A 24404-nucleotide genomic window follows, 5' to 3' on the forward strand; every position below is an offset into this window, starting at 1 on the left:
CGGAGCCTCCGCGAGAGGGCCGGGAACTCGCCGCTCTTGCACGCCTGCGACCAACAGGTTCGAACGGGTGCGCTCGGACTCCTGGTCCCGGCCCGCGTCGGCCAGCCGGTACGGCAGGCCGACGCGGTGCGTGAACACGCTCAGGACGGGGTCACCGTGGCGGCGACGGACGGACCGGGAGAGCCGGAGGACATGGGAGAGGCGGGGGATGCAGGCGACGCCGGGGACGTGGACTTCGTGGGGCTGCCCGGAGCGGCGGGCGACGGGGACGCGGGCTTCGGCGCGACCTGGAGGCCGGTGACGTGGCCGTCCGCGGTCAGGAAGTACTGGAGTGCGGCGTAGCCGGGTGTGACCAGGATCCCCTGGGTCATCTTGGGCAGTTGGCTGGACCGGGCGAGTTCGGTGCCGTCCTGGGCCCTGCGCCACACGATCTGTTCGGTGGTGTACTTCTTGAGGCCCTGGAAGAACTTCACCGGGATGTCGGTTCCGATCAGGACGCGCTGGTCCTTGGGGCCGATGAGGGTCGTGAAGCTGAGCGTCGTCTGGTCCTGCGTCCACACCACGGACAGCGCGCCGTTCGTCAGGTCGATCCCGGCCAGCTTGCCCGCCCCCGCGTCCATCGCGTAGACGCGGTCGTTCTCGGGGTCGACCGAGACCATCGACGGGATGAAGCTGTTCTTGCTGCCGCTGCCGGCGAAGGGCTGGACGTTCGCCACCTTGGTCGAGTCGCTCCGGGAGACGGCGACGACGCTCATCGGGGTCGACGTCGGCTTCCCGCCGTTGGTCATCGCGACGACGTAGTCGTTGATGACGGCCATGGCGGACGCGGCCGTCTGCCCGTCCTTGAGGTAGGGCACCGGCCCCCACGAGGGGTCGGGGGCGAAGGCGCTGTTCCGGTAGGTGTAGCGGTAGAGCTTGGTCGCTCCGGGCAGGTAGATCTCCTGCGTGTTGTCGAGCGTCGAGGTGGTGATGCGGCCGCCCATCATCTCGGGCAGCGTGACCTGGGAGATCACCTGGAGGCTCTTCGGGTCGATCGCCACCATGATCGAGGGCGGTACGGCCGTCGGGTCGGGGCAGTTGAGGAAGGCGCTGAAGCCCTGCTCCGCGCATCCGGGTTGCCGGTTGACGGTCTTGGCGACGATGGTCCCGTCGGGGAGCGCGTCGTAGCCGTTGTACGCGGTGTCGCGCGGGGCCGACTGTCCGGTGGGAAGGGTGGTCCGGGCGAGGATGTTGCCCGTCTGCGGGTCGATCCGGGCGATGTGGTAGCCGTAGACGACCACCAGGCTGCCGTCCGACAGGACGTTCAGGACGCCGGGGTAGTCCCATTCGTCGGTCGCGTTGGTGTTGATGAGCACCTGCCGCCAGACCTCGTTGAAGGTTCCGGGTTCGACCCGCGAGACGAACGAGCCGGACGCGGCCGGGTCGTCGCCGTAGCCACCGCCGTAGACGTAGAGCTCGTCGGGGCCGCGGTCCACGATGTTGTACGGCGTGGCGTAGACCTGCTGCGAACTGTAGGCATAGACCTGGTTGTTCGACGGGGCGCCCTCGAAGTGCGCGCACGCGTACAGGTGTGTCCGGTTCGAGTCGTGGACCTCGAAGGCGGCGATGGTCGGGTACCAGGGAGCGTTGGCCTCCGCGGCCGCGCAGGACTGTTCGCCGGAGACGAGGGTGGGGTCGCCTACCAGCGGACCGCCCGCGGCCACCTCGTCGGCGGGCGGGGAACTGCCGTGCGAGTCGGCCGGGCGCGCTCCGGAGCCGGAGCTGGAGCAGGCGCAGAGCCCGACGAGCAGGGCCACGACGACGGCCGTCAGCCGGGGAAGGGGCAACCGGTGCGGCAAGGGGGCTCCTCGGGTCAGGTCAGTGTGCGGGTGTGCGGTTCGGCCGACACCGGGGCCGCGGAACACGCTGGCAGAGCGGTCCCGGTCGGCCCGGCTGACACGCCGGGCCCCTCCCCCGTGCGACCGGGCCGGTCACCCGGGCGGACCACCGTCGGCCGGGCACGGTCCACGGGAAGCCGCTGCTGGACGAGACCTACCGGCAGATGGCCGGGGGGCTGCCGGGTAACGCGGCGGTGGACATCGTGGACGGCCGGATCCGCCTGGACCGGCTGACCGGTGTGGACCACGGCTACTTCCACCTGCCGGGGATCCGGGCCGCCCACGGCTACGGAGTGGGCACCAGCGTGCACTTCAAGCCGGTGCACCGCCTCGCCGCGTACCGCTACCTGGAGTGCCATCTGCCTGTCACCGAGCAGATCGGCCTCCGGGGAGGATCGGAACGGCCAGTAGCGGGAGCGGTCAGCTGGTGGTGAGCTGCCCGGGAATGCGGCTGGCGCGGAGTTCTTGCAGGTCGGGGATGTGGTTGTAGAGGGTGCCGGGGCTGACGCCGAGGAGTTTGGCGATCGAGGTGATCGAGTGCTCGGGATTGGGGAGCATGTCGCGGGCAGCCCGGATGATCTCGGGGGTGGCGACGGTGGGCCGGCCGCCGACCCGGCCGCGGGCACGGGCAGCGTCGAGGCCCTCGCGGGTGCCGGAGACGATCAGCTCGCGGATGAACTCCGCGAGGGCGGCGAAGACGTGGAACACCAGCCGGCCGCCGGGGGTGGTGGTGTCGAGCCGCTCGTGCAGCGAGGTGAAGCCGATCTCGCGCTTGCGCAGTTCGCCAACCATGGCGATCAGGTCCTGGAGGGAGCGGCCGTAGCGGTCGAGGGCGGGGACCACCAGGGTGTCGCCCGGGGCGAGGAAGGCGTGGCACTCCTTCAGCTCGGGCCGGGCGTCGTTCCTCCCCGACTTCTTGTCGGCGAAGATCCGACGGCAGCCGACCGCATTGAGGGCGTCGAGCTGGCGGTCGAGCTTCTGTCCGCCGGTGGACACCCGTGCGTATCCGATGCGGATCTCGGTGCGGACGGCGGGCTCGGCGACCAGGAGTTCGAACTGGGCGTCTTCAAGTGGCGTGCTCACGCTCGGAATCCTGTCAGAAAACGGCGGTCGGGGGTTGTTGAACCACCAGGGTTTTTGAAGGAGTTTTTGAAGGCTCTGAGGTCCTTCCGGCGGCCCGCGCTGCGATCTTCAACAAACGATGGTTTGTTGAAGCCGGTCCATCGAAAACGGTGGGCGGCTCCCGGATCGGCGCCGATATCCTCGCGGACGTGATCTACGAGGGAACGATGGGCATGGATGAGGGCGCTCCGACGACAGCGCGCCTCCGCGATGTACTGAACCGTGCTGGGCGCGTCGTGATCGCCGAGGGATCTCCTGACGAGGCGGACTCCGCCGACGTGGCGCGGATCGTCGTGACCGGTGCTGAGATCGCAGACCTGGCGCAAGTGCTGGCCATTGTGGACGGCGGCACTGGTGACCGGTGTCTGTGCAACGGCTGGCCGACGATCATGGTTCACGACGTCAAGGGCGAGCTGATCGCCTGCTGGACCCTTCACCACCAATCCGGTCTTCGAGGAATCGGTGACTGTGATGCCGACCTTCAGGACAGTCCGGCCCTCACCGAGTGGCTGGCGGAGCGAGGCCTGACCGGATCGCGAGAGGTTCAGGCGGGGCTGGCCGTGCAAGAGGCCGAGGAGGACCGGCGTCGGCTGCGTTGGCTCCAGGCCGCACCTGCCGGGCTGCGCGACGCAGCCACAGAGGTCTCCAACCCGCCAGGGCGCGACCTGGAAGCTTGGTCAGATGGGCTTCGCGACGCCAAGGCCCGGCTTGCCACGCTCGTCCAAGATGGCCATCCCGACGAGATCGAGCGGATCCGCGTCCTGCTGGCATGGGCCGGGATTTCCGCCAGGGAGTCCACCGGCGGCCTGAAGTGGTACGACATGGCGGTCCAGCAACTGCTGCTGGCCGAGGACCCCGACCTCATCATCGCCGCGCTCGCCACCGGCTTGCCGAGCCCGGTCCAGCTCGACGGCGCGACCCAGCTCTTCAGCTCCTTCGAGTGGACTGGAGCGCACGGCAAGGACCTGCCCGAGCCGCTGCGGTCAATGCTGATTGGGCACATCCAGGCAGACGGCACCGACCCCATGAGGTTCCGGATGCGGCACGGCTACTACGGTGCCGAGCGATCTGCCTGACAGGACGCTGCTGGCTTCCGGACGGCTCTACACCAACACCGTCGTCGGCATCGCCGTCTCTGGCTGCCGGTCATCGCCGCCCGGTCCCCGGCCGCTGTCGCGGGCTGCCGGGTACCCGGCTGACCAGCGCCCCTATCGCTCACCGTCGTCTTCACCGACCGACGGTTCGCGCAGTGGCCGACGCCCGGCCTCCTGCGGCCGGAAGAACGCATACCGGCCGAGGAAGTTGATGTGGTCGAACTGCAGCGGCGAGAGGCGGGCCAGCAGGTCGTCGGTGACGGGGAAGCCGTCGGCGGCCAACTGCTTGGCTGCCCGGTCCAGGTAGAGGCTGTTCCACAGCACCACCGCATTCAGGGCCAGCCCAAGCGCGCCGAGCTGATCCTCCATGCCCTCGCGGTAGTTCTGCCGCAGCTCGCCGCGCTGGCCGAAGAAGATCCGCCGTGCCAGGCGGTGGCGGGCCTCGGTGATATTCAGCTGCTTGCCGATCATGCGTCGGTAGCCGTCGTCGGAGATGAACTGCAGCAGATGCAGGGTCTTGAAGATCCGGCCGTAGTGGGCGAAGGCGTCGCCCAGGCCGGTCGGGCGGCCGTCCCGGGACAGCATGCGGATCAGGTCATGGCCGCGGACCTCACCGAGGGTCAGGGAGCCAGCCACCCGCAGCATGTCGCCCCAATGCGCCCGGACCCGGTCCAGACGCACCGTGTGCCGGGACACCTCCTGCAGCGGCCCGTAGTCCGCGCTTGCGTGGGTGCGCCACAGGCGGGCGTCAGAGATGTCGGCGATCCGTGGCGAGAACTGGTAACCGCAGATCGCGAACAGCCCGAACACGATGTCGCTATAGCTCGCGGTGTCGGTGACCACAGTCTCCGGCTTCGGCCCGCCGTCGCGGCCCAGCAGTGCGTCCAGGATGAACAGCGAGTCGCGCAACGTGCCGGGCACCACCACTCCACCCAGGCCCATGACCTGGTCGTTGACCACGTTCAGCCAGGTGGCGCCCTTCTTGCGCAGCCCGAAGTACCGAGGGCTGTAGCCTGCGTGGATTGTCTGGACAGGCACCGTGAACCGCACCCCGTCCGCGGAGGCAACCAGGCCGCCTCCCCAAGCCCGGACGATGTCGACCTTGGCCTGCGCGCCGATGAGCATCCCGTTGGCGGCGCCGATGGTCTCGGCCCGCAGGTATCCCTGGTCAACCTGGACCAGGCGGGCGCGGGTGAGCGCCGGCACGTTCGGCTTGGCGACCGGGGTCAGACCGACGTTGCAGGCCTCCGCGAGCAGCAACGCGCAGACGCTGACCTCGAAGTCGTCCATGTGCGGGTCGGCACCGGAGATGTGGGTGAACGCGGTTGTCATGCCGGTCAGCTCGGCGACCTCCAGCAGCAGCTCGGGGAAGTCGACCTTCGGCAGCATGCTGTTGGCCAGCTGCCGGAAAGCCGGCATCAGGTTCGGCTCGGGGGCGGGGCCGAGGCGGTCCAACTGCAGCTTGCCGTCCTTCACCGTCACCGCGCTGTTCGTCGGCAGCCCGGCAACGACCTGGTGGTAGGCGCCGTGCAACGCTCCGGCGAGCTCGGCCAGGTGCGCGGCTGGCTCCGCGTCCAGCCCTAGAGCAGTGAGCACCGTCGCCTCAGCGCTTTCCCAGCGGTCGCCGGCCAGCAGCTTGGCCCGCGGGTCGCCCCACCGGTCTCCCTCCCTGGCGAACACGTCCCGGCGCCGAAGCGCCCGGTGCAGGTGCTCCAGCACGCAGAACGAGTACGCCGCCTTCTCCACACAGCCTGGCTCGACGTCCGGATTGGCGAACACCAGGCGCCGCCACGAGCCGGTCACCAACTGCTGGTCGACCTCGCTCGCGGCGACCTTGCGGCGGCCGACCAGGTGGGGCAGCTGCTTGAGTGCCTTCACCACCGGGGCCCCGGCCTCCACCGCGCCGAAGTCCACGGTGTCCACCAGCAGCCTGATGAAGCCGCGCACCGTGCCGTACCGGGAGGCGAGCGCGACCCGCCACTCCGCGTCCTCGTCCCCGTCGCCCTCCGGTACGCACTCGGCGATCACGGTCAGCGCCTCGGCGAGCTTGGCGCGCGGCACCACCTTCTCGATCGCCTCCCAGGCGTCCAGCACCGACACCGCCTCGCCGTCCACGGTGGCGGGCGCGGTGCCCAGTAGCACCTCCACCGCCTTGGCCACCCGCCCAGCCGCCTTCTTCAGCTTCGGCAGGCTCTTGAGCTTCTCCTCCCGCCCGATCCGCTCGGCCCGGGCCAGTAGTCGGCTGCCCATCAGGACATCGAGCAGGTCCAGGGCATCGTCCACCGAGGCCGTCTCCAGGTGCCGCACCGTGGCCAGCATCGTCGCGGTCTTCCGGGTCTCTTCCAGATCCCGCAAGGTGGGCGCCTTCGAGCCCAGCCCGTACCGGGCCAGCGCCACCATCCGCGCAGGCGGCACCCCTCCGGTCTCCACCAGGCCAGCCCCGAGCGCCCGCACCTCCCGGGCCCGGTCCAGGGCCTCGCGCATCGCCGTCCCCGACACCCGCACCGGCCCGGTCCGCAGCCGCTCCAGCTCCGAGACCCGCCTGCCAGGCGGCACCTTCAACAGCTCGCGCATCGCCTGCCGAAGCTCGTCCGGCACCGCCTCGTCCAGCGTCCGGTACAGCTCCGCCATCTCCTGAGCCCGCGTCTCGGCCACCAGCCGGGTCAGCGTCGTGATCCCCGGCAGCAGCACCCGGTTGTCCACCGACCACACCACCGCCCGGTCGAACAGCGCCCGCGGCCCCTCCACCGACGCCCACACCCGCGCCGCCAGGAAGGCGCGCACCTCCTGCTCGGCCTCGCCGAACTCGCGGTAGCCGAACGCGTCCCGGATCTCCCAGGCATGCTCGTAGCGACTCTGCTTCCGCACCCCGTACCCGGCCCATTCGGCCGCCTCGACGCCGAGCTGCTCGGCCGCGAACCGCACCACCACGGCCGGCACCACCGCCAGGTCCTCGGTCGGGAAGACTCCGAGCATCCGCACCGAGCCCCACAGCACCGCAAAGCCGAGACGGTTCGCCGGCGACCGCTTCGAGCGGGCTGCCTCCAGCCCCGGCGCGTCAAGGCGGAAGAACTGCTCCAGCTCGCCCGGAGTGGGCTCGGCCGCGAAGCGCCCGTAGCGGGAGACCTGATCGTCTGACAGGAAATCAACTGGCATGTCTCGGAACGTAGGGCCCCTGACCAGCGCAGATGGGCTGAGTCACCGAACCGGAACCAAGATCGGCCTATTGTCGCTACTGACCGTTCCGATCCTCCTCAGAGGCCATGGTGCCCGGTGATGAGTGATGACGACGTGATGTCCTACGCCCGCTTGAACACGTTGGCGGGCCTGCTGCAACGAGGCCGCGGCTTCGGCGCCAGATCGGCACTGCACAATCCGCAGACGGCCGCCCCCTTGATCTACGACGGGATCCGGCGGGACTGGCGGTGGGACTCCACCGACGACCGCGCCCTCTACCTCGCCCGACTGGTCCAGGACCTAAGACTGTCGCTGGCGCCGATCGTGGAACTGCTCGGCGGGGACCAGGAGCAGTGCGGGCGGGCCGTCGACGTACTGGAACTGCTCGCCCTCGGCGGTTGCGACGAGACTAGGGAGGCCCTTCGCTCCTACGTCCGTGAGGGCGCGCGCTGGGTCTCCGTCCTGGAGTCGCTCTCCCACCAGTGGCCGCTGGAGTGGTGGGAGGACCTCGGGGAGGTCGCGCGGGCCCGAATCGGCGGGGAGCCGGAGCCGCCGTGTTTCACCGAACCGTGGACCCGGTTCGGGATCGAGGTCCAGCGGCCCAACCCGGGCCCGCCCCCGCTCGATCTGACCGACCTCGACGACGGTGCACTGCTCGATCTGCTGGCCGACCCCGGCCTCGGGTCTGCCGGCAAGGTCGACGTCCTACGCGAGTTGTCCCTCCGGGGCCCGGTGGAGGGACTGATCCCGCTCGTACCCTCGCTCGGCACCCCGAACGGCCGCCGACCCCTTCCCCTGCTCAGACAGGCCGTCGACCGCCTCGGCACCCTGGCCGTACCGGCCGCGCGCCGCTGGATATGCGACGACCGGCCGTGGCTTGCCCGGCTCGGCGCGGATGTCCTCGCCGATCACCTCGGCCCCGAGGTGATACCGGCGCTTGTGTCCGAACTCGCCGACCAGCGCGAGGCCCGCGCCTGGTGCGGCCCCGACACCACGGCCAGGCGACTGGCCCGCTTCGGACCGGCCGCCACCGCCGCAGTGCCCGACCTGCGCTGGTTCTGGCTGCGCACCCCCCACTCCTACGAGCGGGCCGCCTACCTGGAGGCACTGGCCGCCATCGGCACACGCGGCCTGGACCACGCCCACACCGAGTCCCTCTGGGACTGCGAGGAGCAGGCCCGGCTACTGGGTATCGCCCACGCACCGGACCACCCAGAAGCCCTGGAACGGATCGCGGCGCTACGCGACGACCCGATGGAGGAACCGGAGGTACGAGCCGCCGCCAAGGCACGACTCGCTCCACGCACTCCTCACCGAGACTGACAACGATCTCAGCCAACTGCGACACACCCCGAAGGGGGTCCAGTACTGGTAGGAGTCTGTGATCGGGTGATCTGAGTATGCTCGGCCAGGGCTTCGCATCGTCACATGCTGTCACCAGCGGGGATGATGGGCACCCTTATGACCCACCGGCGCAAGCTGCTGTCGACGTACTACCTGTTCGAGACGCCGATCCAGGCCGCCTGCAAGGCCGTCGGCCTCGTCCGCCCCGGCGGGCGTGGAGGCACCGGCCGCGGCACCGTCACGGCCCACCGATTCCGGCATACGGTGGGCACCCAGCTCGCCGAGCGCGGCGCCAAGCTCCACACGATCATGAAGGTTCTCGGACACTCCAGCGTCTCCATGGCCCTGGTCTACGCGCAGATCAGCGACCAGGAGGTCCTCCGGGACTACAAGGCCGTGAGGATCTCGCCGAATCGTACGTCGTCAAGGGTGCCCTGACACTCGCCGCGCGGGATGTGAGCGGCCGGTGCTTGTTAGGCCTTCATCGCCACCAGCTCCCGAGCGCGCTCGTTCAGCTCTCGGATCCGAGCGTTGCCGGTGTGGGGTCGGGTACCGGCGAGCATCTGGCGGAAGTGGTCATCGGCCCTGGCGGAGGACAGGGTCTCGTAGTCGTCCAGGAAGGCGTGCCACGTTCCAGCCGCGCGTTCGACGTGCCCGACCTCCAACTGCCGTTGCGCCAGGACACCATTGGCGTGTGCTCGCCCCTGCTTCTCCGTCGGCGGGCGCAGCCGCTGGGACTGCTGCATGGCGATGATCGAGCCCGGAACATCGCCTAGGGCGTAGAGGACGCTGGAGACGTGGAAGTGGTAGGCAGCGATGTCGTAGCCGCCTACGTGGTCGTTCCGGCCCTCTGCCAGCGACAGGGACCTTTCCGTCTCCCGAAGGCGCGCGAACGCCAGCGCACGGTCCCCCACCAGGGCGGCACCGTGCGCCTGCTGCCCGGAGAGGAAGGCTGCCAGGCGCGGGCCGGCCTTGGGAGCGGCCTCCGCAGCGGCGTCCGCGAGGTCCAGCGCCTTGCGGCCGTACTTCAGGTTGGCGGCCTGGAGAGCCATGCCGCGCAGGGTCCGGCAGTACGTGATGTGGTCCCCGCCGGCCCTCGCCAACTCCAGCGCCCGGTGGTAGTAGCTCTGCCCGAGACCGTGCTGAATCTCGTACATCGCCATCCACCCCATCAGGTAGACGAGGTCCGCGGCAGCGGTCAGCATGTCGGCCTTGACCTCGGTGGTGGCGTCGGCGCGCAGGTAGGTGCCAACGGTGTTCGTCAGGAACGCCGCAGCCATCGGCCGGGCGTGGCCGGCGCCGAGTTCGTCCAGGATGTCGGCGATCCGTTCAGTCATCCTGCGGACGGTCTGGACCTCGCTCCCGCCCACTCGGACCGTGCGGCCGGTCAGCGGCGAGGTGGCGTTGATGCGGTCGCTCAGGTCTGCGAACCCTGGCACGCCCAGCGCTGCCGAGTAGAGACCGGCCTTCAGCACGTTGCGTCGTGATGGGTCCATGTCGGCCCTCCCAAGGTTCACGATCTTGTCCACGACGTCGCCCGAACTCGGGTGCAACAGATCGTCGTTGGGGCGGGAGAAGCCCGCCTCCGCTGACGTTACAGTCCGGCCGAGCCTGCTGCTGAGAACTGCGCAGATAACCGGTTGGACCCCGGCGGCGGGCTGGGTTCCCTTGACCCAGTGGGACACCGCGGAGTGGTCGTACCTGAGATCCAGCTGGATCTCCCGACCGGCACGGTTCACGGCCTGGGCCAGCTGTGTTTTGGTCCACTGAGCCTGTTCCAGCAGCGAGGCCAGGCTGGTGTTCGGGCTCTTGGCACCCATCATCACTCCGTATGCGAGCGTTCACGGCGTTCACACTGTTCCCCAGCATGACCGGTTCCCGCCACCGGTGCAGGAGAGTTGAATGAATGTCAGCAACGAGGTGCGGGCCCCGAAATGCTGCCCCTCCTGGTCATCCCCGGTACGTCACACCTGGGAAACACGTGTGCGACCACTTCATCTGGCCACCCAAGCGAGTGAGGCGCCCCCATGGAGCCGAGATCACGCACCATCACCACGCGGTTCCCTGCCGAGCGAGCAAGGATTCGCGACCTCCGCCACTGGGCGGGGGAGGCTCTACTGCTGCTGGGCCTCGACAACCTGCAGGTGGACGCCGTACGGGACGCGGTGGAGCTCGTGCTGAGCGAGCTCGGCACCAACGGCATTGTTCACGGGTGCGGTGGCGACCGACCGGACGTGAAGCTGACCGCCTCTCTCGCGTCCGTCCCAGGAGCGCTGCGGGTGTCCGTGGCCGACCCGGGACCCGGTCAGCCCGCGTACCGGCGGGCCGCCGACGACGAGACCTGCGGCCGAGGCCTGATCCTGGTCATGGCCCACGTCTCTCGATTCGGTGTCGAAGGCCTTCCCGAGGGCGGCAAGGAGGTCTGGACCGAGGTCGAGTTGCCCGTCTTCGAGCAGTCGGCGGCCGCCGTGGCCGAACAGGCCGCCCGAGTGTGTACGGTGCTGCGCGCAGGCATGGTGGTGCGATCGATCCGGCCGCGCCCGGCGGTCGGAACGTTCCCCGAGCCCAGCACCGCGCTGGACCGCATACCCGCGTGACCAGCACCTCGTAGGCCTCCGGTGCCGCCTGCTGCCTCCCCGCGTGGGCGTCACCGGACTCAAAACGCTTGCCCCGACCCCAACCCCCGTCCGGGGCAGGCAGCGGGAGAGCACGCCCCCTCCTCGGAGCTGGGGGCGCACGCTCACCGCGTCCGGGCCCGGCTCCCCTTTGCTCGGGGGAGGCCGGCCCGGACAACTCGCGGAGCCCGCTGGAGGGCAGGCTCCGCGACTCTGGCGCCGTCGTCCCCGCAGACGGTGCCGCCACTGTGCGGGCCCGGCCTGACGGGAGCAAGGGCCGGGCCCGCACCCCCTCCGAGACCACCCGCCGCTGGAGCGCGGGTAGTCCGCGGCCCGGCGGCAGCACACACCCGCTCACCCCGACCGCGGGCGCACCGGGCGGCCGGAGAGCGGAGGACCGTGCGCTCCGCCCGCCCGTCCCGGCACGTGCCACCCGGCACGGGGCCGGCCGGTCCGGGACGACCCCGAAGGCCATCCCGGACCGATCCACCCTTCCACCGAACTCCGTACGAGGACTGCGCCGTGAGCGTCGGAACGCGCACCAGAACACTGCTCAAGACCACCACCCCGGCCCGCAGACTGGACGTCGCGGCCTCCTTCGAGGCCCTGACACAGGCCCGCGCGGCCATCGGTGAGGACCCCGCGCAGGCCGAACTGCTCAGCGACAGCCCGAACCACCTGTGGTCGCTGCCCGCCACCAGGGTCCTGGCCATGGTCCACCCCGACCTGGACGAGGCCTGGGGCGTCATCAAGGGCGCGCTCTTCCTCAAGCAGCACCGCATCCCCGTCATCCCCCCCTGGTACCACGACGTCCGCGCCGGCACCGAGGGGCGGGCCGTCACGTTCTGGCCGGACCCCGGGAAGCCGAGCACCGACACGTCCCTGTCCGCCTGGGTGACCGCCCTCACCCACCGCATCGACCCCGCAGCAGCGCCGTGGCTGCGTGAGCACGACCCGTTCACCGGACTGCTCGACGGCTTGGGCGACGCCCCGCTCGACGATGCCGCCCGCCGGTTCCTGCGCCAGCACACGGCTCAGCTGCGCGAGGAATGGGACGACCTGGACTGGCCGACCCCGAACGCCGTCGTCCTCGGCGAGCACGGCATGGTCCCGGTCCACGACGACGGCGTCCACGTCGGCCTTCTGCTGCGCCGCCCACTGATGCACGGCCGCCGCGAGTGGGACCTGGTCGCCGCCCGTTGGTACTCCGAGCTGCTCATCGGCCCGCGCGAGGACCACCGGACCTACGCCGACACCTACCTCTCCTACGAGCGGGACGACCAGGCGGTGGACTACCCCTACATCGGCACCTGGTCCGGCTACCAGGTCGTACGCGACACCGTCGCCCTTACCGCGGTGATGGCCACGGTGCGCCGCGCCCACCTCGACCATCGGATCCGTCAGGCCGCCGTGCACCGCGTCGCGTGTCTGCGCGGCGCCTACCCGGCCCCGTGGAACTGGGGGGCCGCGATGACGGCCTCCCGCACGAACGCCCACCCGCTGGCGAAGGTCCACGAACCCCGGGTCCTACGCTGCGGCCACCACATCGTCGAGGAACTCACCGAGCTTGAGGCCCTGCTGCTGGGCTACCTGGCCGCCGACCTGAACGCGATCGAGATCGCGCTCGCCGTCAACGCCATGCCCGACCGCCGAGGCTCCGAGTGACCAGGCCGTACGCCACCGACCCCTGGGAGCGGACGTCGACCGTCACCGGCACGCCGTGCCCGACCTGCGAGTGCCGGATCGTCCTGACCAGGTTCCAGCACGACGTGCTGGTACTCACCGCCGCGGGCAACACCCACGCCGCGATCAGCCAGCGCCTGGACAGCTCCATCCACACGGTCCAGCACGCGGTCAAGCGGCTGCGCAGCATCACCGGCGCCAGCAACGCGGGGCACCTCGCCGCGATCGGGGTGCGGGCCGGACTCGTCCCGGCGATCGGACCCGCGTGCCCGCCGGGCCGCCTCACCTCCGAGCAGGCCCAGGTGTACGCCCTGCTCGCCGAGGGCTACGACCTGCGCAAGATCGCCGTCGTCGCGGGGCTCAGCCCGGCGGCGGTACGCGAGGCCAAGCACGAAGTGCGGCAGTTGTTCGGCCCGCTGCGCCTGCCGGCGCTGCTGACCATGCTGCTCGGCCTGGGCGAACTGTCACGCCGCCACTGGTGCCGCCAGACCATGTGCCTGTTCGCACGCCAGGACCACTCTCTGCGCACCGGGCCGCGCGTGGCGGCCCGGGAGGCGGCCGCCCACTGGGCCGAGGACATCGCCCTGGCGGCCGGCTGGCGCGCCGAGCACCGCCGCGCGCGCGAGGAACTCGCCCAGACCATGCGCAGAATCGACGACAGCCTGTTGGAACTGCGTGCCGCCCGGGCCGAGGCGGAGGAAGTCCTGGCCATGGTGCGGGTCCTGGAGGCCGAGAAGGAGGCTGCCGCCGCTGCGGCCGCCGCCCGCAGCGCCATCGACACTCAGGCCCTGGCCCACGCCCAGGCGGCGACGGCCGCCCTCGCCGGTGTGCAGCAGGTCCTGCACCACGCTCAGGACGTCAACCGACGCCTCACGGCCCTGGGCCGACGTCAGGACGAACTCGGCCAGGAGCAGCAGAGACTGCGCGAGGGGTTCGAGCAGCAGGCCGAGCTCGCCGCCGCCAGCAACCAGGCCAAGACCGAACTGCCGCCCGTGCGCGCCGTCGGGCAGCGCCCCGCCCGGGACCCGATCCCTGCCTCCTCCAGGCCCTGGAACGCCCCCCGGCCCACCACCCCCTGACCCCCACCCACGAGGACCACGATGCCCATCCCACTGCCGCCCGGTGCCCCGGCCGACGTCATCCCGCTGCCGGCCGCCGACCTGCTCACCCACCCGAACGGCCCCCTCGCCAACCCCGAGCGCCTGGTCGGCGACACCTGGCTCACCCCCGCCATCAAACGGGCGCTGCTCCTCCTCGACCAGGCCGACCCCCGCGCCCTCGCAGCCGGATCCCACACCGGCCCCGGCCACACCATGCTCCTGCTCGCGCCGCCCCGCGACGGCCACCCGGCCTGGTACCTGCGCCTGCCCGACGGCACCACCGCCGAACCCCGGCCCGCCACCCGCACCACCGCAGTCCTTCCGCTGGCCGGCCCCCTGAACCTCGCCCTCTACCGCGACCAGGACGACAGCCCGCAGTACCTGCGCACCCTGCACCCCGGCCAACTGTGCCTCCTGCACGCCGGCGCCACGACCCTGCTCACCGCCGCCCCGGACACCGTGCAGCTGGTGCTCACCCACCTCCCGGACACCGCCCCCGACCTGCGGCCGCTCAGCCCGACCGACTACCGGGCCGCCGCCGCCACCGCCCACTTCCGCCTCACCGCCCCGCGCCGCGACGACGACCGCCCCGGCCTACTGCTGGACGACATCCCCGACCTGCACACCGCCGACCTGCCCCGCATCCACGCCCAGGCCGGCGCCCTGCACCGCCTCGACGCCGACCGCACCCACCTGACCTACCTCGCCACCACCACCATCCTCAGCCCCGACCGCTACGAGGCCTCCCGCACCACCCTCCTCGCAGACCGCCTCGTCCTGGCCACCGCGCACGACCACGGATACGAGATCCGCCTCAACACCCGCCACCACCCCGCCAACCAACGCCTCCCGCACAACCACGCCCACCCGTTCACCACCCGCGTCCTGGCCGGCGGCTACCTCCACACCGTCTCCCTGCGCACCGACGACCGGGCCGACGGCCCCTTCACCACCCGCCAGCTGCACCCGGCCGTCACCACCACCGAACTGCCCGGCAGCACCTACACCCTGGCCCCCACGCTCGTGCACCAGGCCGCGATGCTGCCCGACAGCACCACCCTCGTGCTGCGCGGCCCCTCCACCGCCGCCGCGCACTCGGCCACCGACCTCACCCCGCCGATCTCCACCCGGCCGGCACCCGCCGCCGACGAGGTGCCGCCGTACTCGCGCCCGATGACCGATGACGAACACCACGGGCTCTACCGGTACCTCGCCGACACCGGCGTCATCTGCCTGCCCCCGCGCCGTTGAACCCGACACCCCTTCGACCGATCGGACCGACCCGCATGCTCCTGCTGTACTCCACGATCGACCCGCTGTTCCCGCCCGGCCGCTGCGTCTACGCCCAGGTCGTCATCCGTGACCCGGATGGCGACGTGCTCCAGACGACCACCAACGCCGCCGACAACTGCAGCTGGGACATACCGACGTGGCGCGCCCTCAGAGACCAGGAGCCGCACGAAGCCGCCCGGATCGCCGCCCGGCGCGACGTGACCCTGGAGATCCTCGCCCCGGCACTGCTCGTCGTGGACACCACACCGGCCAGCAACGTCTCCGCCGAGGCCTACTGGTTCGTGTTCGACGGTGGCACCCTGACCGCCCAGCAGCTCACCGATCTCTCCCTCCCCACGAGGAAACAGCAGGAGCACGACAACCTGCGCTTCGCCGATCCGGACCACATCCCCTCCGAACGCACCCGGGCCGCACTGCGGCACCTGGCCGACCCCAGCGCCCCGGTGCTCCTGACCAGCGGGCACCCCGCCGGATAGACCCCGGCCACCGCACCCACCACCGCACCTCCTGTACACGCCAACGAGAGAACCGATGACGATCACCGTACGCAACGACGCCAAGACCGACACCGCCACCGTGGAGCGCTACGAGCGCCTCATAGCCCAGGCCCTCCCGCTGGCTACCGAACTCGCCGGCATACCGATCCCCGCAGACATCACCCTGCGCATCGCCACCGCCCAGCAGTTCATCGCCTGGAGTGCGGTGCACGACCGACTGCTCAACCAGCTGTACATCAACCAGCTCGACGGGGCGGTCTCGCGCTGGGTCCTGTCCGCACTCAACCGGGTGGTCCCTCGACGACTGGCGGCCACGTTCGCCCCGATTGTGCAGGGCGCCGTCATCTGGCGCCCCGACGGCCCGCCGGACATCATCGTCATGCCCGCCTCCCACGCCGAGTCCCGGGCCACCGACCGGCGCCTGACCGGTGTCCTGGTCCACGAGATCACCCAGCTTGCCCAGATCACGGTGAGCCCCGTACTCGCCTACGCCAAGAACCTGTTCAACGCCCAGGACTACAAGCTGCGCCTGGCGTTCGAGGAGCGCCGGGCGCCCTTCGCCTTGTCCGAGGGCCACGGTACGTGGGTCCAGAGTCGTGCGTCCGAGCGGCTGTGCGGCGTCGCCTCCCCGGGACCCCTGCCCGGGGAACCGGAGCCGACCGCGCGGTTCGTAGAGCTCTCGGCTCGGCTGGCACAGACCCGAGCGCTCTACGACCTGGGTGCGGCGTTCGTGGCCGCTATCTACAACCACGGTGGCTACCCGCTGATCGAGCAGGTGCTGATGGACCCGGGGGTGCTGTGCCCGACCAACAAGGAACTGCGCGACCCGCAGGCCTGGCTGCACCGCCACCAGACCACCGCCTGAACCGGCCCGCACACCGCCGAAGCGACGACCTGCACGAAGGTGGTGGCCGACACGCCCTCGGGGTGCCGACCACCACCGGTTCTCACCGCGCTGGGTCAGCTCGGCCGGTCGTTGCCCCGGTACAGATGGGCGCCGGCGACCACGATCTGTCGGTCAGGGTCGGGGCGGGCGTCCAGCTCGTCCGCGCTGCGGTAGCCGAGGACCACGCTGGTACGGGTCGCCCCGCCGGTGTTCCGGCCCACCGTGTGGAAGACGGTGCCGTCGAAGAGCAGGATGCCGCCGGCGGGGACCGGCACGGGGACGGCCTGGTCGGCGAGGTCGGCCAGCACGGGGTGCTCGTCCATCCACGTGCCGCCGCCGTCGGGCTGGGGGACGCCGACGTACGGCGCGCGGTGCGACCCCGGCACGATCCACGTACAGCCGGTCTCCACGGTGGCGTCCTCGCAATACACCACGGCGGTCAGCAGGCCGCGGGTGGGCTGGAGGATGTCGCGGTGCAGCCGCACGTCCTGGAAGTCGGGAGCGTTGAGGGAGCCCTGGTTGTGCCGGTTGAGGACGTAGACGACGTTGGGGCCGAGCAGCGAGGTGAGCGGCCCGGTCAGAGAGGGGTGGGCGACGAGGCGGTACATCAGGGCTCGGTCGTGCTCGTAGAGCCGGTAGACCTTGGCCTGCCCGCCGGGCAGGAGGGCGGCGCGGGCACGGACCACCCCGGCGACCTCCTCCACCAGGTCGCGGGGCAGGCCGGGGCCGGGCAGGCGCAGGTAGCCGAGGTCGCGGAAGTGGCGGACCTGCTGCTCGGTCAGCGCGGACAGGACGGTGCTGGGCACGGTGCTGCTCTCCTCTCAGGCGGTGCGGCCGAAGGCGGCCAGGCGGTCGGGGGTGCCGAGGTCGGGCGCCGAGGTGCGGATGTCGAAGGCTCCGACCGGGTGGCCCTGGCTGATCGCCCAGGGCATGAACTGCCGGTACAGGTCGGCCTCGCCGGGACAGGCCAGGCGCCGGGCGTACTCCTCGAACAGGGCCCGGAACGGGCCGGGGGCGAGGAGGACGGCGCCCGTGCTGGTGGCCTGCCGCAGCCCGCTGCGGCTCCCGGCGGGCAGGGTGGCGTCCACCCCTTCCAGCGCGTGGACGACGTGCCGGCCGTCGGGGTCGAGGAAGAGCCGGCCCGCGTTCTGCGCGCAGCGGCCGGGCGCGGTGGTCACGGTCCACGTCACCGCCGTCGGGCGGGAGCGGTGCTCCGCGACGGCGGACGGCAGCAGGGCCGTGGGGTAGAGCGTGTCGGCGGGCAGCACCACCGCGGCCGGGGTGTCGGGCAGGTGGGTCAGGGCGGCGTAGGCCGCACCGGCGGTGCCGAGCGGGTGCTGCTCGCGGTGGATCGTCAGCTCCACCTGCCGGGCCGACGGGTGGGTGAGCGCGTAGGCCTCGACCGCTTCGGCACCGGTGGCGGGGTCGGTGCTGGTGAGCACGGCGATCCGGCGGAACCCGGCGGCGGTGAGCTGGGTGAGCGCGTGGCCGAGCATCGGGACACGGCCGGAGCTGGGGGTGTCGATCGGCACCAGCACCTTGGGCGTGCCCTGGAGCTCGGCATCGGGCGCGGCACGCAGCCGGCTGCCCTTGCCGCCTGCCAGGACCAGGGCCACGGCCCGGGTGAGCAGGGAGACGAGCGCGCTGCTGTAGTACGGGACGGCGGTGTCGGTGGTGCTCCGATCGGTCACGGGGTCCTCCCGGGTGGCGGGTGGGTGAGGGTGGAGTGCCGGCCCGCCCGCCTCGGGGGACTACAGGAGGCTCAGCGCGTCCAGGGCGAGGTAGGCGGCGGCGGTGTCGGTCATCTCGCCTGTGCGGAGCACACGGGTGCGGAACTCCGCCAGGTCGAGGGTGACGACGTCGATGAACTCGGTACGCTCCGGCCGCGGCTCGGCGATCTTGACGCAGTCGGTGGCGATGAAGGCGTAGCGGCGGACGTTGGAGTAGGCGTCGTGCCAGTAGGGCCCGACCTCGCGCACCTTGCCCTGGTAGCCGGTCTCCTCCAGCAGCTCGCGGGCGATCGCGTCCGCTGCGGACTCCCCGGGTTCGATGTAGCCACCCGGCAGTTCGTGCAGCACGCGGTCGGGGCCCGGACGGTACTGGCGGGCCAGAATGACCTGCCGGTCGGCAGTGAGAGCGAACACGGCACCGGCCGAGCGCTCGCTCTTCACGTAGAACTCCTCCTTCCGCCCGTCGGGCATCTCGAACTCGACGCGGTCCACGGACCGGCCGAACCTACTGAACGCGGTGGAGCGGTCGATCTCGCGCCACGACGCGGTGATGTCGGTCGTCATGGCCAGGACTGTACGGCCCCTGATCGGTACGGCGGAGCCGTTCAACCACCGCTTTCCGGCCGGGGCCTGGCGGCGGGTGGGACACCTCCAGGAGACCACCGGATCGGGTGACAACAGCAGAGCATTTCAGTAGGCAGTCCGCGGCAGCCTCAGCACGCTGAGCTCGCTGCCCGGTCCAGAAGTTGGAGGTGGGGTGTTGGTGACGAACACGCTGTTCAGGGCCGCACGGCTGGCCCGGCGCCTGACGCAGCGCCAGGTCGCCGAGCAGGTCCGCGCGCTGGTCGAAGCGGACACCGGACGGGAATCGCCGTTTGACGCCGGCTACGTGTCCCGCATAGAACGTGGCCTGATCACCTGGCCGCACGAGCACTACCGGCAGGCCCTCTGCGCCGTGCTGGGCGCGGGAACGGCGGCCGAGCTCGGCCTGAGCGCCAAGCAGCTCCACCACCAGGAGGTGAGCACCTCGAACCGCAGAGACGTCCTGGCCGCCGCCCTCACCGCCCTGCTGCCGCCCCTCCCGCCCCTCACGCGCCTGCGCATGGGCGACATCCGCGCCATCACCGAGCGCACCGGCCTCCTGGAGCACTGGGACCGGACCTCGGGCGGCCGCGCAGTGCACGACATCGCGCTGCGCGAACTGCACGCCGCCGTCAACCTCACCAAGGCGTCGGCCGGCCCAGCCGTACGCAGCGCCCTGCTCGGCGCGATCGTGCGCCTGGCGAACCTGGCCGCCTGGGCGTCGTTCGACGCCGGCTTGTTCGTCGAGGCCCGCTCGCTGTTCCAGGTCGGGCTGATCGCCGGCCGCGAGCACGGCGACACCGGGCTGCTGTGCCACCTGGCCACCAACGCCGCCCGCCAGGAGATCCACCTGCGCCGCCCCGAACAGGCCCTGGACCTTGTCCGTGAGGTGAGCGGGCGTCTGCCCGCAGCAGGGCGGGCAATGCTCTGCGCCGTCCGGGCACAGGTCCACGCCCTTGGCGGCGACGGACGCCAGGTGGCCCGCCAACTGGCGGCGGCCGAGCACGCCTACGACCGGGTCACCGACCTGGCCTCCGGACCGGGTCCGCCGGTCGTTGTACGGGGGCGGCTGGTCCGGCACTTTCGGTTCCGGGAACCACAGGTCGCACTGGGTGATCTCGCCCGGTTCGTAGGTCACCCGGTCAACCGGGTCGATGCCCACGTATTCGGGCCGGATCTGGGCCAGCTTCTTCTTCAGCGGTGACATCGAGTGAGGCCAGCCGATCCGTTCGGCGATCACCGGGGCCGGCATCCTGGGCCACTCGTTCAGCAGGAACCTGATCTGCGTCTCATAGGCGTCCGCCACCGACCCGCGTGGCGCACGTTCGTACTTCGGCGGCCGGTCCGAGTTCAACACGGCCCGCACCGTGTTCCGGGCCACCCCCAGCCGCCGAGCGATCTCCTTGATGGGCACGCCCTCCGCTCGATGCAGACGGCGTATCTCTGCCCAGTCCTCCACTTTCAGCACCCTCACCCTCCAAGGGTCAGGAGGGGTCAACTTTCGGAGAGCGACTGGGGGTCAGTTTCACGAAGCGGCGACACAAGGCAGCAGGGCGGCAGGCGGCCGCTGGCAGCACAGCACCGCCCGGACCGAGGCGGCACAACAACCGGAGGCGGCCGGGTCGGCCGAGTCGCGACGGCGACCCGTCAGGGTCCGGCCGGGCGCAACGGCACAGCACCGGCCGGGGCGCGACCGGACGGCGGCACGACGGCGGACAGCCGACGACAAGCGAGGAAGGCGACGGGCGGGACAGCCTTGCCGCGAACGCGTCCGCCGCCGACGTCTTGCCAGCGGACCAACCCCTCTCTACCGTCGAATGGCGCAAGCTGACAGACCGTCTCACAACCCGTCGTGCCACCCCCACGAAGGAGCGACGATGTCCAGGACAGGCCCCCGGCGCCGACTCGGCGTCCGATCCCTCTGCACCCTCGCGGTCGCGCTCGGCCTGCTCGCCCCGGCCGCCGCCGCCAGCAGCGCCGCCCCCGGAACCGCCCCGGCGCTACGGGAGGTGATGTTCGTCGGCAACAACTGGGACGGCACCGCCGACGTGATCGAATCCTCCGGCGCCCTCAGCAAGGTCGGACGGATCAACGTCATCCCCGACAAGGATCAGCGGCTCGCCGAGATCTACCTCAACCCCGTCAAGCTCGGCTACTTCCTCGGCATCAGGCTCGGCCCCGGCGAGGGCCACGACCAGTTCGTCGACGACATGTACAGCATTCCGGACGGCACCGCCATGGTCGTCTCCCGGCCCAGCTTCGCCGACGTGGTCTCCCTCGACCTCGCCACCGGGCGGGTCAACTGGCGCTTCCCCGTCGCGGGTTACCGCGCCGACCACATGGCGCTCTCGCCCGACGGCACCCGGGTGGCGGTCTCCGCCTCCACCGCCAACACCGTGCACGTCCTGGACGTCCGCACCGGCGCCGAACTCGGCTCGTTTCGCACCGGGGACAAGCCGCACGAGAACATCTTCACCGACGGCGGCCGGAAGCTGTGGAACATGTCCATCGGCAACGTCGAAACCGCCCTGGACGCGCCCTGGCTGGACTGGACGAAGGGCGACCGGCACATCACCGTCGTCGACGCAGTCACCCTCACCCCGATCCGCAAGATCGACATACGCAAGCGCCTCGACGACGTCGGCCTCGGCGGCCTCTCCAACGCCGTCCGGCCCGCCGTCTTCTCCCCGGACGGCACCCGGCTCTACTTCCAGGTGTCCTTTTTCAACGGCTTCCTGGAGTACGACGTGGCCGCCGACCGGATCACCCGGGTGAAGACCCTCCCGCTCGACCCGGCCGCCAGTACCGACCGCACCACCTGGCCCAACGACTCCCGCCACCACGGCCTGTCGATGAGCCCGTCGGGCGACCGGATCTGCATCGCGGGCACCGTGGACGACTACGCGACGGTGGTCGACCGCGCCACCCTCCAGGAGGGGCCGCTGGTACCCGCGTCCAAACCGTACTGGGCGACGGTGAGCGGGGATGGCAAGTCCTGCCTGATCTCGGAGAGCGGCGCGGACCAAGTCACCGCCATCGACTTCGCGACCGGCCGCAAGGCCGCCTCGATCGCCGTCGGCCACCACCCCCAGCGTGTCCGCCTCGGCCACGTCCCCACCGGCTGGGTCGGGCCGACGACGCCGTAGCGCGTCGAGCCCATAGCGGAGCGTCGGTCCTCTTCGGCGTGGCGGCGCGTTCGTCCCGGGGCGGGTGTGACCGGGCCAGGTACGGCGCCACCAGTGCACCGTGCGGTCGGCCGGCTCCCGGTCGGCGAGGGCCGGGTCGTTGTCGCGGACCCTGGTGCGAAACAGCTCGCGGTACCGGGGGAACGTCGACCTGCCTGCCGGCTTCCAGCAGGGCCGCGGGTGTGACCGGGGGCCGGAGCCCGGGCGGCTCGTGGGCGGGGTCGGTGAGGTACTGGAACTCCACCGCCTCCAGACCTTCGATGAGGCCTCCGCCGTGCTGGGTGAGCTCGGTGCGGAAGGCAGGGTCGTGGAGGAGGACGTAGGCGGGGACGACGTTGAGGCGCCCGTGGGCGGAGTGCGCGCGGTCGGCCGCGACGACGCCGGTCACGATGCCGTCGCAGTGCACGGCCGCGCCGGACAGGCCGCCCCACGGCGAGGTGTCTTCGGCCAGCCAGTGCGGGGGGTGCTGGTCGAGGTCCATGACGTACTGGTTGTTGACGAAGCCGGTGCCGGGGTTGATCCGGCCCGCCAGTTGCTCGGCCTCCACCGCGAGGCGGGGGCGCTGGGCTTCGTCCGGCGCTCCCCAGGTCTCGCACGCTGTGCTGGGGCGGGTCGTGACCAGGCGACCCCATCGCACCGGCGCCGCGGGAGGGCACCAGTGCGGGGAGTCGTCGACGAGGACGAGCGCGGCGTCGTCCCGCTCCTTCGGTCTGCCGGCCCACACCACTGTCCCGCTCGCGCTGCCCGTGCCGCCGGGGTGGAACACGCTCACCCGTGTGCCGGCGGGGCCGGTGACGTGCGCGGAGGTGAGGACAAGGCGGCCGCCGACCGCGTACCCCGATCCCGGCCCGCCCGCCCCGGTCACCGCCGCAAGACGCCCCTGCTCCACCCCTGGCTCCCAACCGCCCCGCTCGTTCTTCCACCTGCCACCCGGTCCGTACGTCCGGTCCCCGGTGCTGTCCGGGTCCGGAAGCGGGCCGGGGCCTTACTCGATGCGGCCCGAGGTGTCCCCGGGCCCGACCGGACGGTCCTGCGCGGAGTGGACGAGGAGGTCGCCGCCGTCGGGTCGCTTGGGGGTGAGGGTGAAGGAGACCCGGTGGGTGCGCCCGCGGGAGACGCCGGCCTCGGTCTCCGCACCGACCGCGAACAGCTTGAAGCCGGCCTTGGCCTTCGCGTCCGCGCTCAGCTCGACCTCGAACTCCATCTCCACCGGCCCGACCGCGAACACCACCCCGGGGTCGTCACCCACCCTCGCGGCGGCTTCGAGCAACTCGTCGCGCACCGCCGCGACCGCGTTCGCCAGCGGAACATCCATTCGCACCCACCCCTTGAACACCTGACCCACGGTCATGCCGATGCGGACACCGTAGGGCCCGCGAGGGGACCTTCGCAGGTGAAAGCCGACTTCGACCGGCCTGGCCCGCCCATCAGGACGAGAAGCGGGCCGGCCGGGGCGGGCAGTTACGCGCAGGTGTCCAGCATCTCGGCCAGCGCGGCCTTCTCGGGCTCGGTGACGCTGAGGCCGTAGACGTGCTTGATGTCGGTCCAGGCACGGCTGTACGTGCACCAGTACGACCGGAGCGGCGGCCGCCACTGGTCGGGCGACTTGTCGGCCTTCGCGCGGTTCGAGGCCGCAGACACCGCGACCAGCTGGGAGTGCGTCAGGTCGTTGGCGAAGGCCCGGCGCTTGTCGGTGGTCCAGGTATCGGCGCCCGACCTCCAAGAAGAGGCGAGCGGGATCAGGTGGTCGATGTCAAGGGCTTTGGCGTCGGTGAAGGTCTTGTCGTCGTAGGGACTTGTCCAGGTACCGGAGACGGCGCGGCACTCGCTGTCCTGGACGATGTTCTGGCCGTCGCGGGCGAGGACGACCTCGCGGGTGTCGCAGGTGCCGTACTGCTTGATCCAGTGCGGGAAGCGGTCCCGCGAGTATCCCTCCATGGAGTGCGGGGCCTCCACGACGAGCTCGCCGAGCTCCGTGCGGGCCTCCTCGGCCGGCGGTGGTTCGGGAAGCTGCCGATGCTGGACGACAACGGTGGCCGCGGGAATAGGCGGTGGCGCTGCGGCGGTGGCCGGGGCGGCGGTGGGGATCAATGCGAGGGCGAGCGCGGCGGCAGTGGTGGCGCCGCGGCGCCACCAGGCGGAAGTGGTCATGTGGCCAGGGCTACCGGCCCGGACGGCACAGCCGTCGTACCGTCACCCGGCGGTCGGCGCGGCGCCGC

The 24404-nt window shown here is 71.3% G+C and carries 20 protein-coding genes and 2 pseudogenes; 12 read left to right on the top strand and 10 right to left on the bottom strand.

Going from position 1 to position 24404, the window contains the following annotated elements; translation table 11 throughout:
* Nucleotides 1-140: 140 nt before the first annotated feature.
* Complete coding sequence (locus tag ABZ449_RS27665) at nucleotides 141-1838, bottom strand: hypothetical protein (RefSeq protein ID WP_360351265.1); 1698 nt, start codon at nucleotides 1836-1838, stop codon at nucleotides 141-143.
* A gap of 203 nt (nucleotides 1839-2041) precedes the next feature.
* On the opposite strand from ABZ449_RS27665, the gene ABZ449_RS27670 reads away from it, so the two are divergent.
* Entirely contained in the window at nucleotides 2042-2311 is a 270-nt protein-coding gene (locus ABZ449_RS27670; protein WP_360351268.1) for a hypothetical protein, read from the top strand.
* Here ABZ449_RS27670 and ABZ449_RS27675 read toward each other — a convergent pair.
* Nucleotides 2298-2960 (bottom strand): recombinase family protein, encoded by a 663-nt coding sequence (locus ABZ449_RS27675; protein WP_360351270.1) that lies wholly within the window; start codon nucleotides 2958-2960, stop codon nucleotides 2298-2300. The two genes, ABZ449_RS27670 and ABZ449_RS27675, sit on opposite strands and share 14 nt — an antisense overlap.
* A gap of 188 nt (nucleotides 2961-3148) precedes the next feature.
* On the opposite strand from ABZ449_RS27675, the gene ABZ449_RS27680 reads away from it, so the two are divergent.
* Complete coding sequence (locus tag ABZ449_RS27680; RefSeq protein WP_360351273.1) at nucleotides 3149-4075, top strand: hypothetical protein; 927 nt, start codon at nucleotides 3149-3151, stop codon at nucleotides 4073-4075.
* Nucleotides 4076-4207: 132 nt separating this feature from the next.
* Here ABZ449_RS27680 and ABZ449_RS27685 read toward each other — a convergent pair whose 3' ends face one another.
* Nucleotides 4208-7249 (bottom strand): Tn3 family transposase, encoded by a 3042-nt coding sequence (locus ABZ449_RS27685; RefSeq protein ID WP_360351275.1) that lies wholly within the window; start codon nucleotides 7247-7249, stop codon nucleotides 4208-4210.
* A 120-nt stretch (nucleotides 7250-7369) separates the two neighbouring features.
* On the opposite strand from ABZ449_RS27685, the gene ABZ449_RS27690 reads away from it, so the two are divergent.
* Entirely contained in the window at nucleotides 7370-8593 is a 1224-nt protein-coding gene (locus ABZ449_RS27690; RefSeq protein WP_360351278.1) for a hypothetical protein, read from the top strand.
* Between the two features lie 105 nt (nucleotides 8594-8698).
* Nucleotides 8699-9052, top strand: a complete 354-nt coding sequence (locus ABZ449_RS27695; RefSeq protein ID WP_360351280.1) for a site-specific integrase — start codon at nucleotides 8699-8701, stop codon at nucleotides 9050-9052.
* A 35-nt stretch (nucleotides 9053-9087) separates the two neighbouring features.
* Here ABZ449_RS27695 and ABZ449_RS27700 read toward each other — a convergent pair whose 3' ends face one another.
* On the bottom strand, nucleotides 9088-10434 hold the full coding sequence (locus ABZ449_RS27700) for a hypothetical protein (RefSeq protein ID WP_360351343.1): 1347 nt from the start codon (nucleotides 10432-10434) through the stop codon (nucleotides 9088-9090).
* 207 nt (nucleotides 10435-10641) lie between these two features.
* Between ABZ449_RS27700 and ABZ449_RS27705 the strand changes: the two genes are divergently transcribed.
* The 6 genes from ABZ449_RS27705 to ABZ449_RS27730 all read left to right on the top strand — a co-directional run bounded on the left by ABZ449_RS27705 (nucleotide 10642) and on the right by ABZ449_RS27730 (nucleotide 16667).
* The gene (locus ABZ449_RS27705; RefSeq protein ID WP_360351283.1) at nucleotides 10642-11211 is read left to right on the top strand and encodes an ATP-binding protein; all 570 of its coding nucleotides are present in this window, start codon (nucleotides 10642-10644) and stop codon (nucleotides 11209-11211) included.
* Nucleotides 11212-11751: 540 nt separating this feature from the next.
* Nucleotides 11752-12894 (top strand): hypothetical protein, encoded by a 1143-nt coding sequence (locus ABZ449_RS27710; RefSeq protein ID WP_360351286.1) that lies wholly within the window; start codon nucleotides 11752-11754, stop codon nucleotides 12892-12894.
* Nucleotides 12891-13991 (top strand): hypothetical protein, encoded by a 1101-nt coding sequence (locus tag ABZ449_RS27715; RefSeq protein WP_360351289.1) that lies wholly within the window; start codon nucleotides 12891-12893, stop codon nucleotides 13989-13991. The genes ABZ449_RS27710 and ABZ449_RS27715 overlap by 4 nt, the downstream gene beginning before the upstream one ends.
* A 21-nt stretch (nucleotides 13992-14012) precedes the next feature.
* Nucleotides 14013-15263 carry a hypothetical protein gene (locus ABZ449_RS27720; protein ID WP_360351291.1) on the top strand — a complete coding sequence of 417 codons (1251 nt, stop codon included), beginning with the start codon at nucleotides 14013-14015 and terminating at the stop codon, nucleotides 15261-15263.
* A gap of 35 nt (nucleotides 15264-15298) precedes the next feature.
* Nucleotides 15299-15781, top strand: coding sequence for a hypothetical protein (locus ABZ449_RS27725; RefSeq protein WP_360351294.1), 483 nt, complete (start codon nucleotides 15299-15301; stop codon nucleotides 15779-15781).
* A gap of 55 nt (nucleotides 15782-15836) precedes the next feature.
* Nucleotides 15837-16667, top strand: a complete 831-nt coding sequence (locus ABZ449_RS27730; RefSeq protein WP_360351297.1) for a hypothetical protein — start codon at nucleotides 15837-15839, stop codon at nucleotides 16665-16667.
* A gap of 95 nt (nucleotides 16668-16762) precedes the next feature.
* Here the strand turns inward: ABZ449_RS27730 and ABZ449_RS27735 are convergent, their stop codons facing one another.
* From ABZ449_RS27735 to ABZ449_RS27745, 3 genes are read right to left on the bottom strand one after another with little or no spacing between them, the layout of a single operon-like run.
* On the bottom strand, nucleotides 16763-17494 hold the full coding sequence (locus tag ABZ449_RS27735) for a phytanoyl-CoA dioxygenase family protein (RefSeq protein ID WP_360351300.1): 732 nt from the start codon (nucleotides 17492-17494) through the stop codon (nucleotides 16763-16765).
* A 15-nt stretch (nucleotides 17495-17509) separates the two neighbouring features.
* Nucleotides 17510-18379 carry an NTP transferase domain-containing protein gene (locus tag ABZ449_RS27740; RefSeq protein ID WP_360351303.1) on the bottom strand — a complete coding sequence of 290 codons (870 nt, stop codon included), beginning with the start codon at nucleotides 18377-18379 and terminating at the stop codon, nucleotides 17510-17512.
* Nucleotides 18380-18439: 60 nt separating this feature from the next.
* Nucleotides 18440-18982, bottom strand: coding sequence for an NUDIX hydrolase (locus ABZ449_RS27745; RefSeq protein WP_360351306.1), 543 nt, complete (start codon nucleotides 18980-18982; stop codon nucleotides 18440-18442).
* A 199-nt stretch (nucleotides 18983-19181) separates the two neighbouring features.
* On the opposite strand from ABZ449_RS27745, the pseudogene ABZ449_RS27750 reads away from it, so the two are divergent.
* A pseudogene (locus tag ABZ449_RS27750) lies at nucleotides 19182-19385 on the top strand (helix-turn-helix domain-containing protein); the annotation flags it as partial.
* Nucleotides 19386-20075: 690 nt separating this feature from the next.
* On the opposite strand, the pseudogene ABZ449_RS27755 reads toward ABZ449_RS27750, so the two are convergent.
* Nucleotides 20076-20468, bottom strand: a pseudogene (locus ABZ449_RS27755) (helix-turn-helix domain-containing protein); the annotation flags it as partial.
* 409 nt (nucleotides 20469-20877) lie between these two features.
* Here ABZ449_RS27755 and ABZ449_RS27760 point away from each other — a divergent pair.
* Nucleotides 20878-22146, top strand: coding sequence for a YncE family protein (locus tag ABZ449_RS27760; protein WP_360351309.1), 1269 nt, complete (start codon nucleotides 20878-20880; stop codon nucleotides 22144-22146).
* 1024 nt (nucleotides 22147-23170) lie between these two features.
* On the opposite strand, the gene ABZ449_RS27765 is transcribed toward ABZ449_RS27760, so the two are convergent.
* Nucleotides 23171-23500 carry a trypco2 family protein gene (locus ABZ449_RS27765; protein ID WP_360351312.1) on the bottom strand — a complete coding sequence of 110 codons (330 nt, stop codon included), beginning with the start codon at nucleotides 23498-23500 and terminating at the stop codon, nucleotides 23171-23173.
* 146 nt (nucleotides 23501-23646) lie between these two features.
* Complete coding sequence (locus tag ABZ449_RS27770) at nucleotides 23647-24336, bottom strand: HNH endonuclease family protein (RefSeq protein WP_360351314.1); 690 nt, start codon at nucleotides 24334-24336, stop codon at nucleotides 23647-23649.
* Nucleotides 24337-24404: the final 68 nt, after the last annotated feature.

Source organism: Kitasatospora sp. NPDC005856, from assembly GCF_040629945.1.
In the GTDB taxonomy this organism is placed as follows: Bacteria; Actinomycetota; Actinomycetes; order Streptomycetales; family Streptomycetaceae; genus Kitasatospora.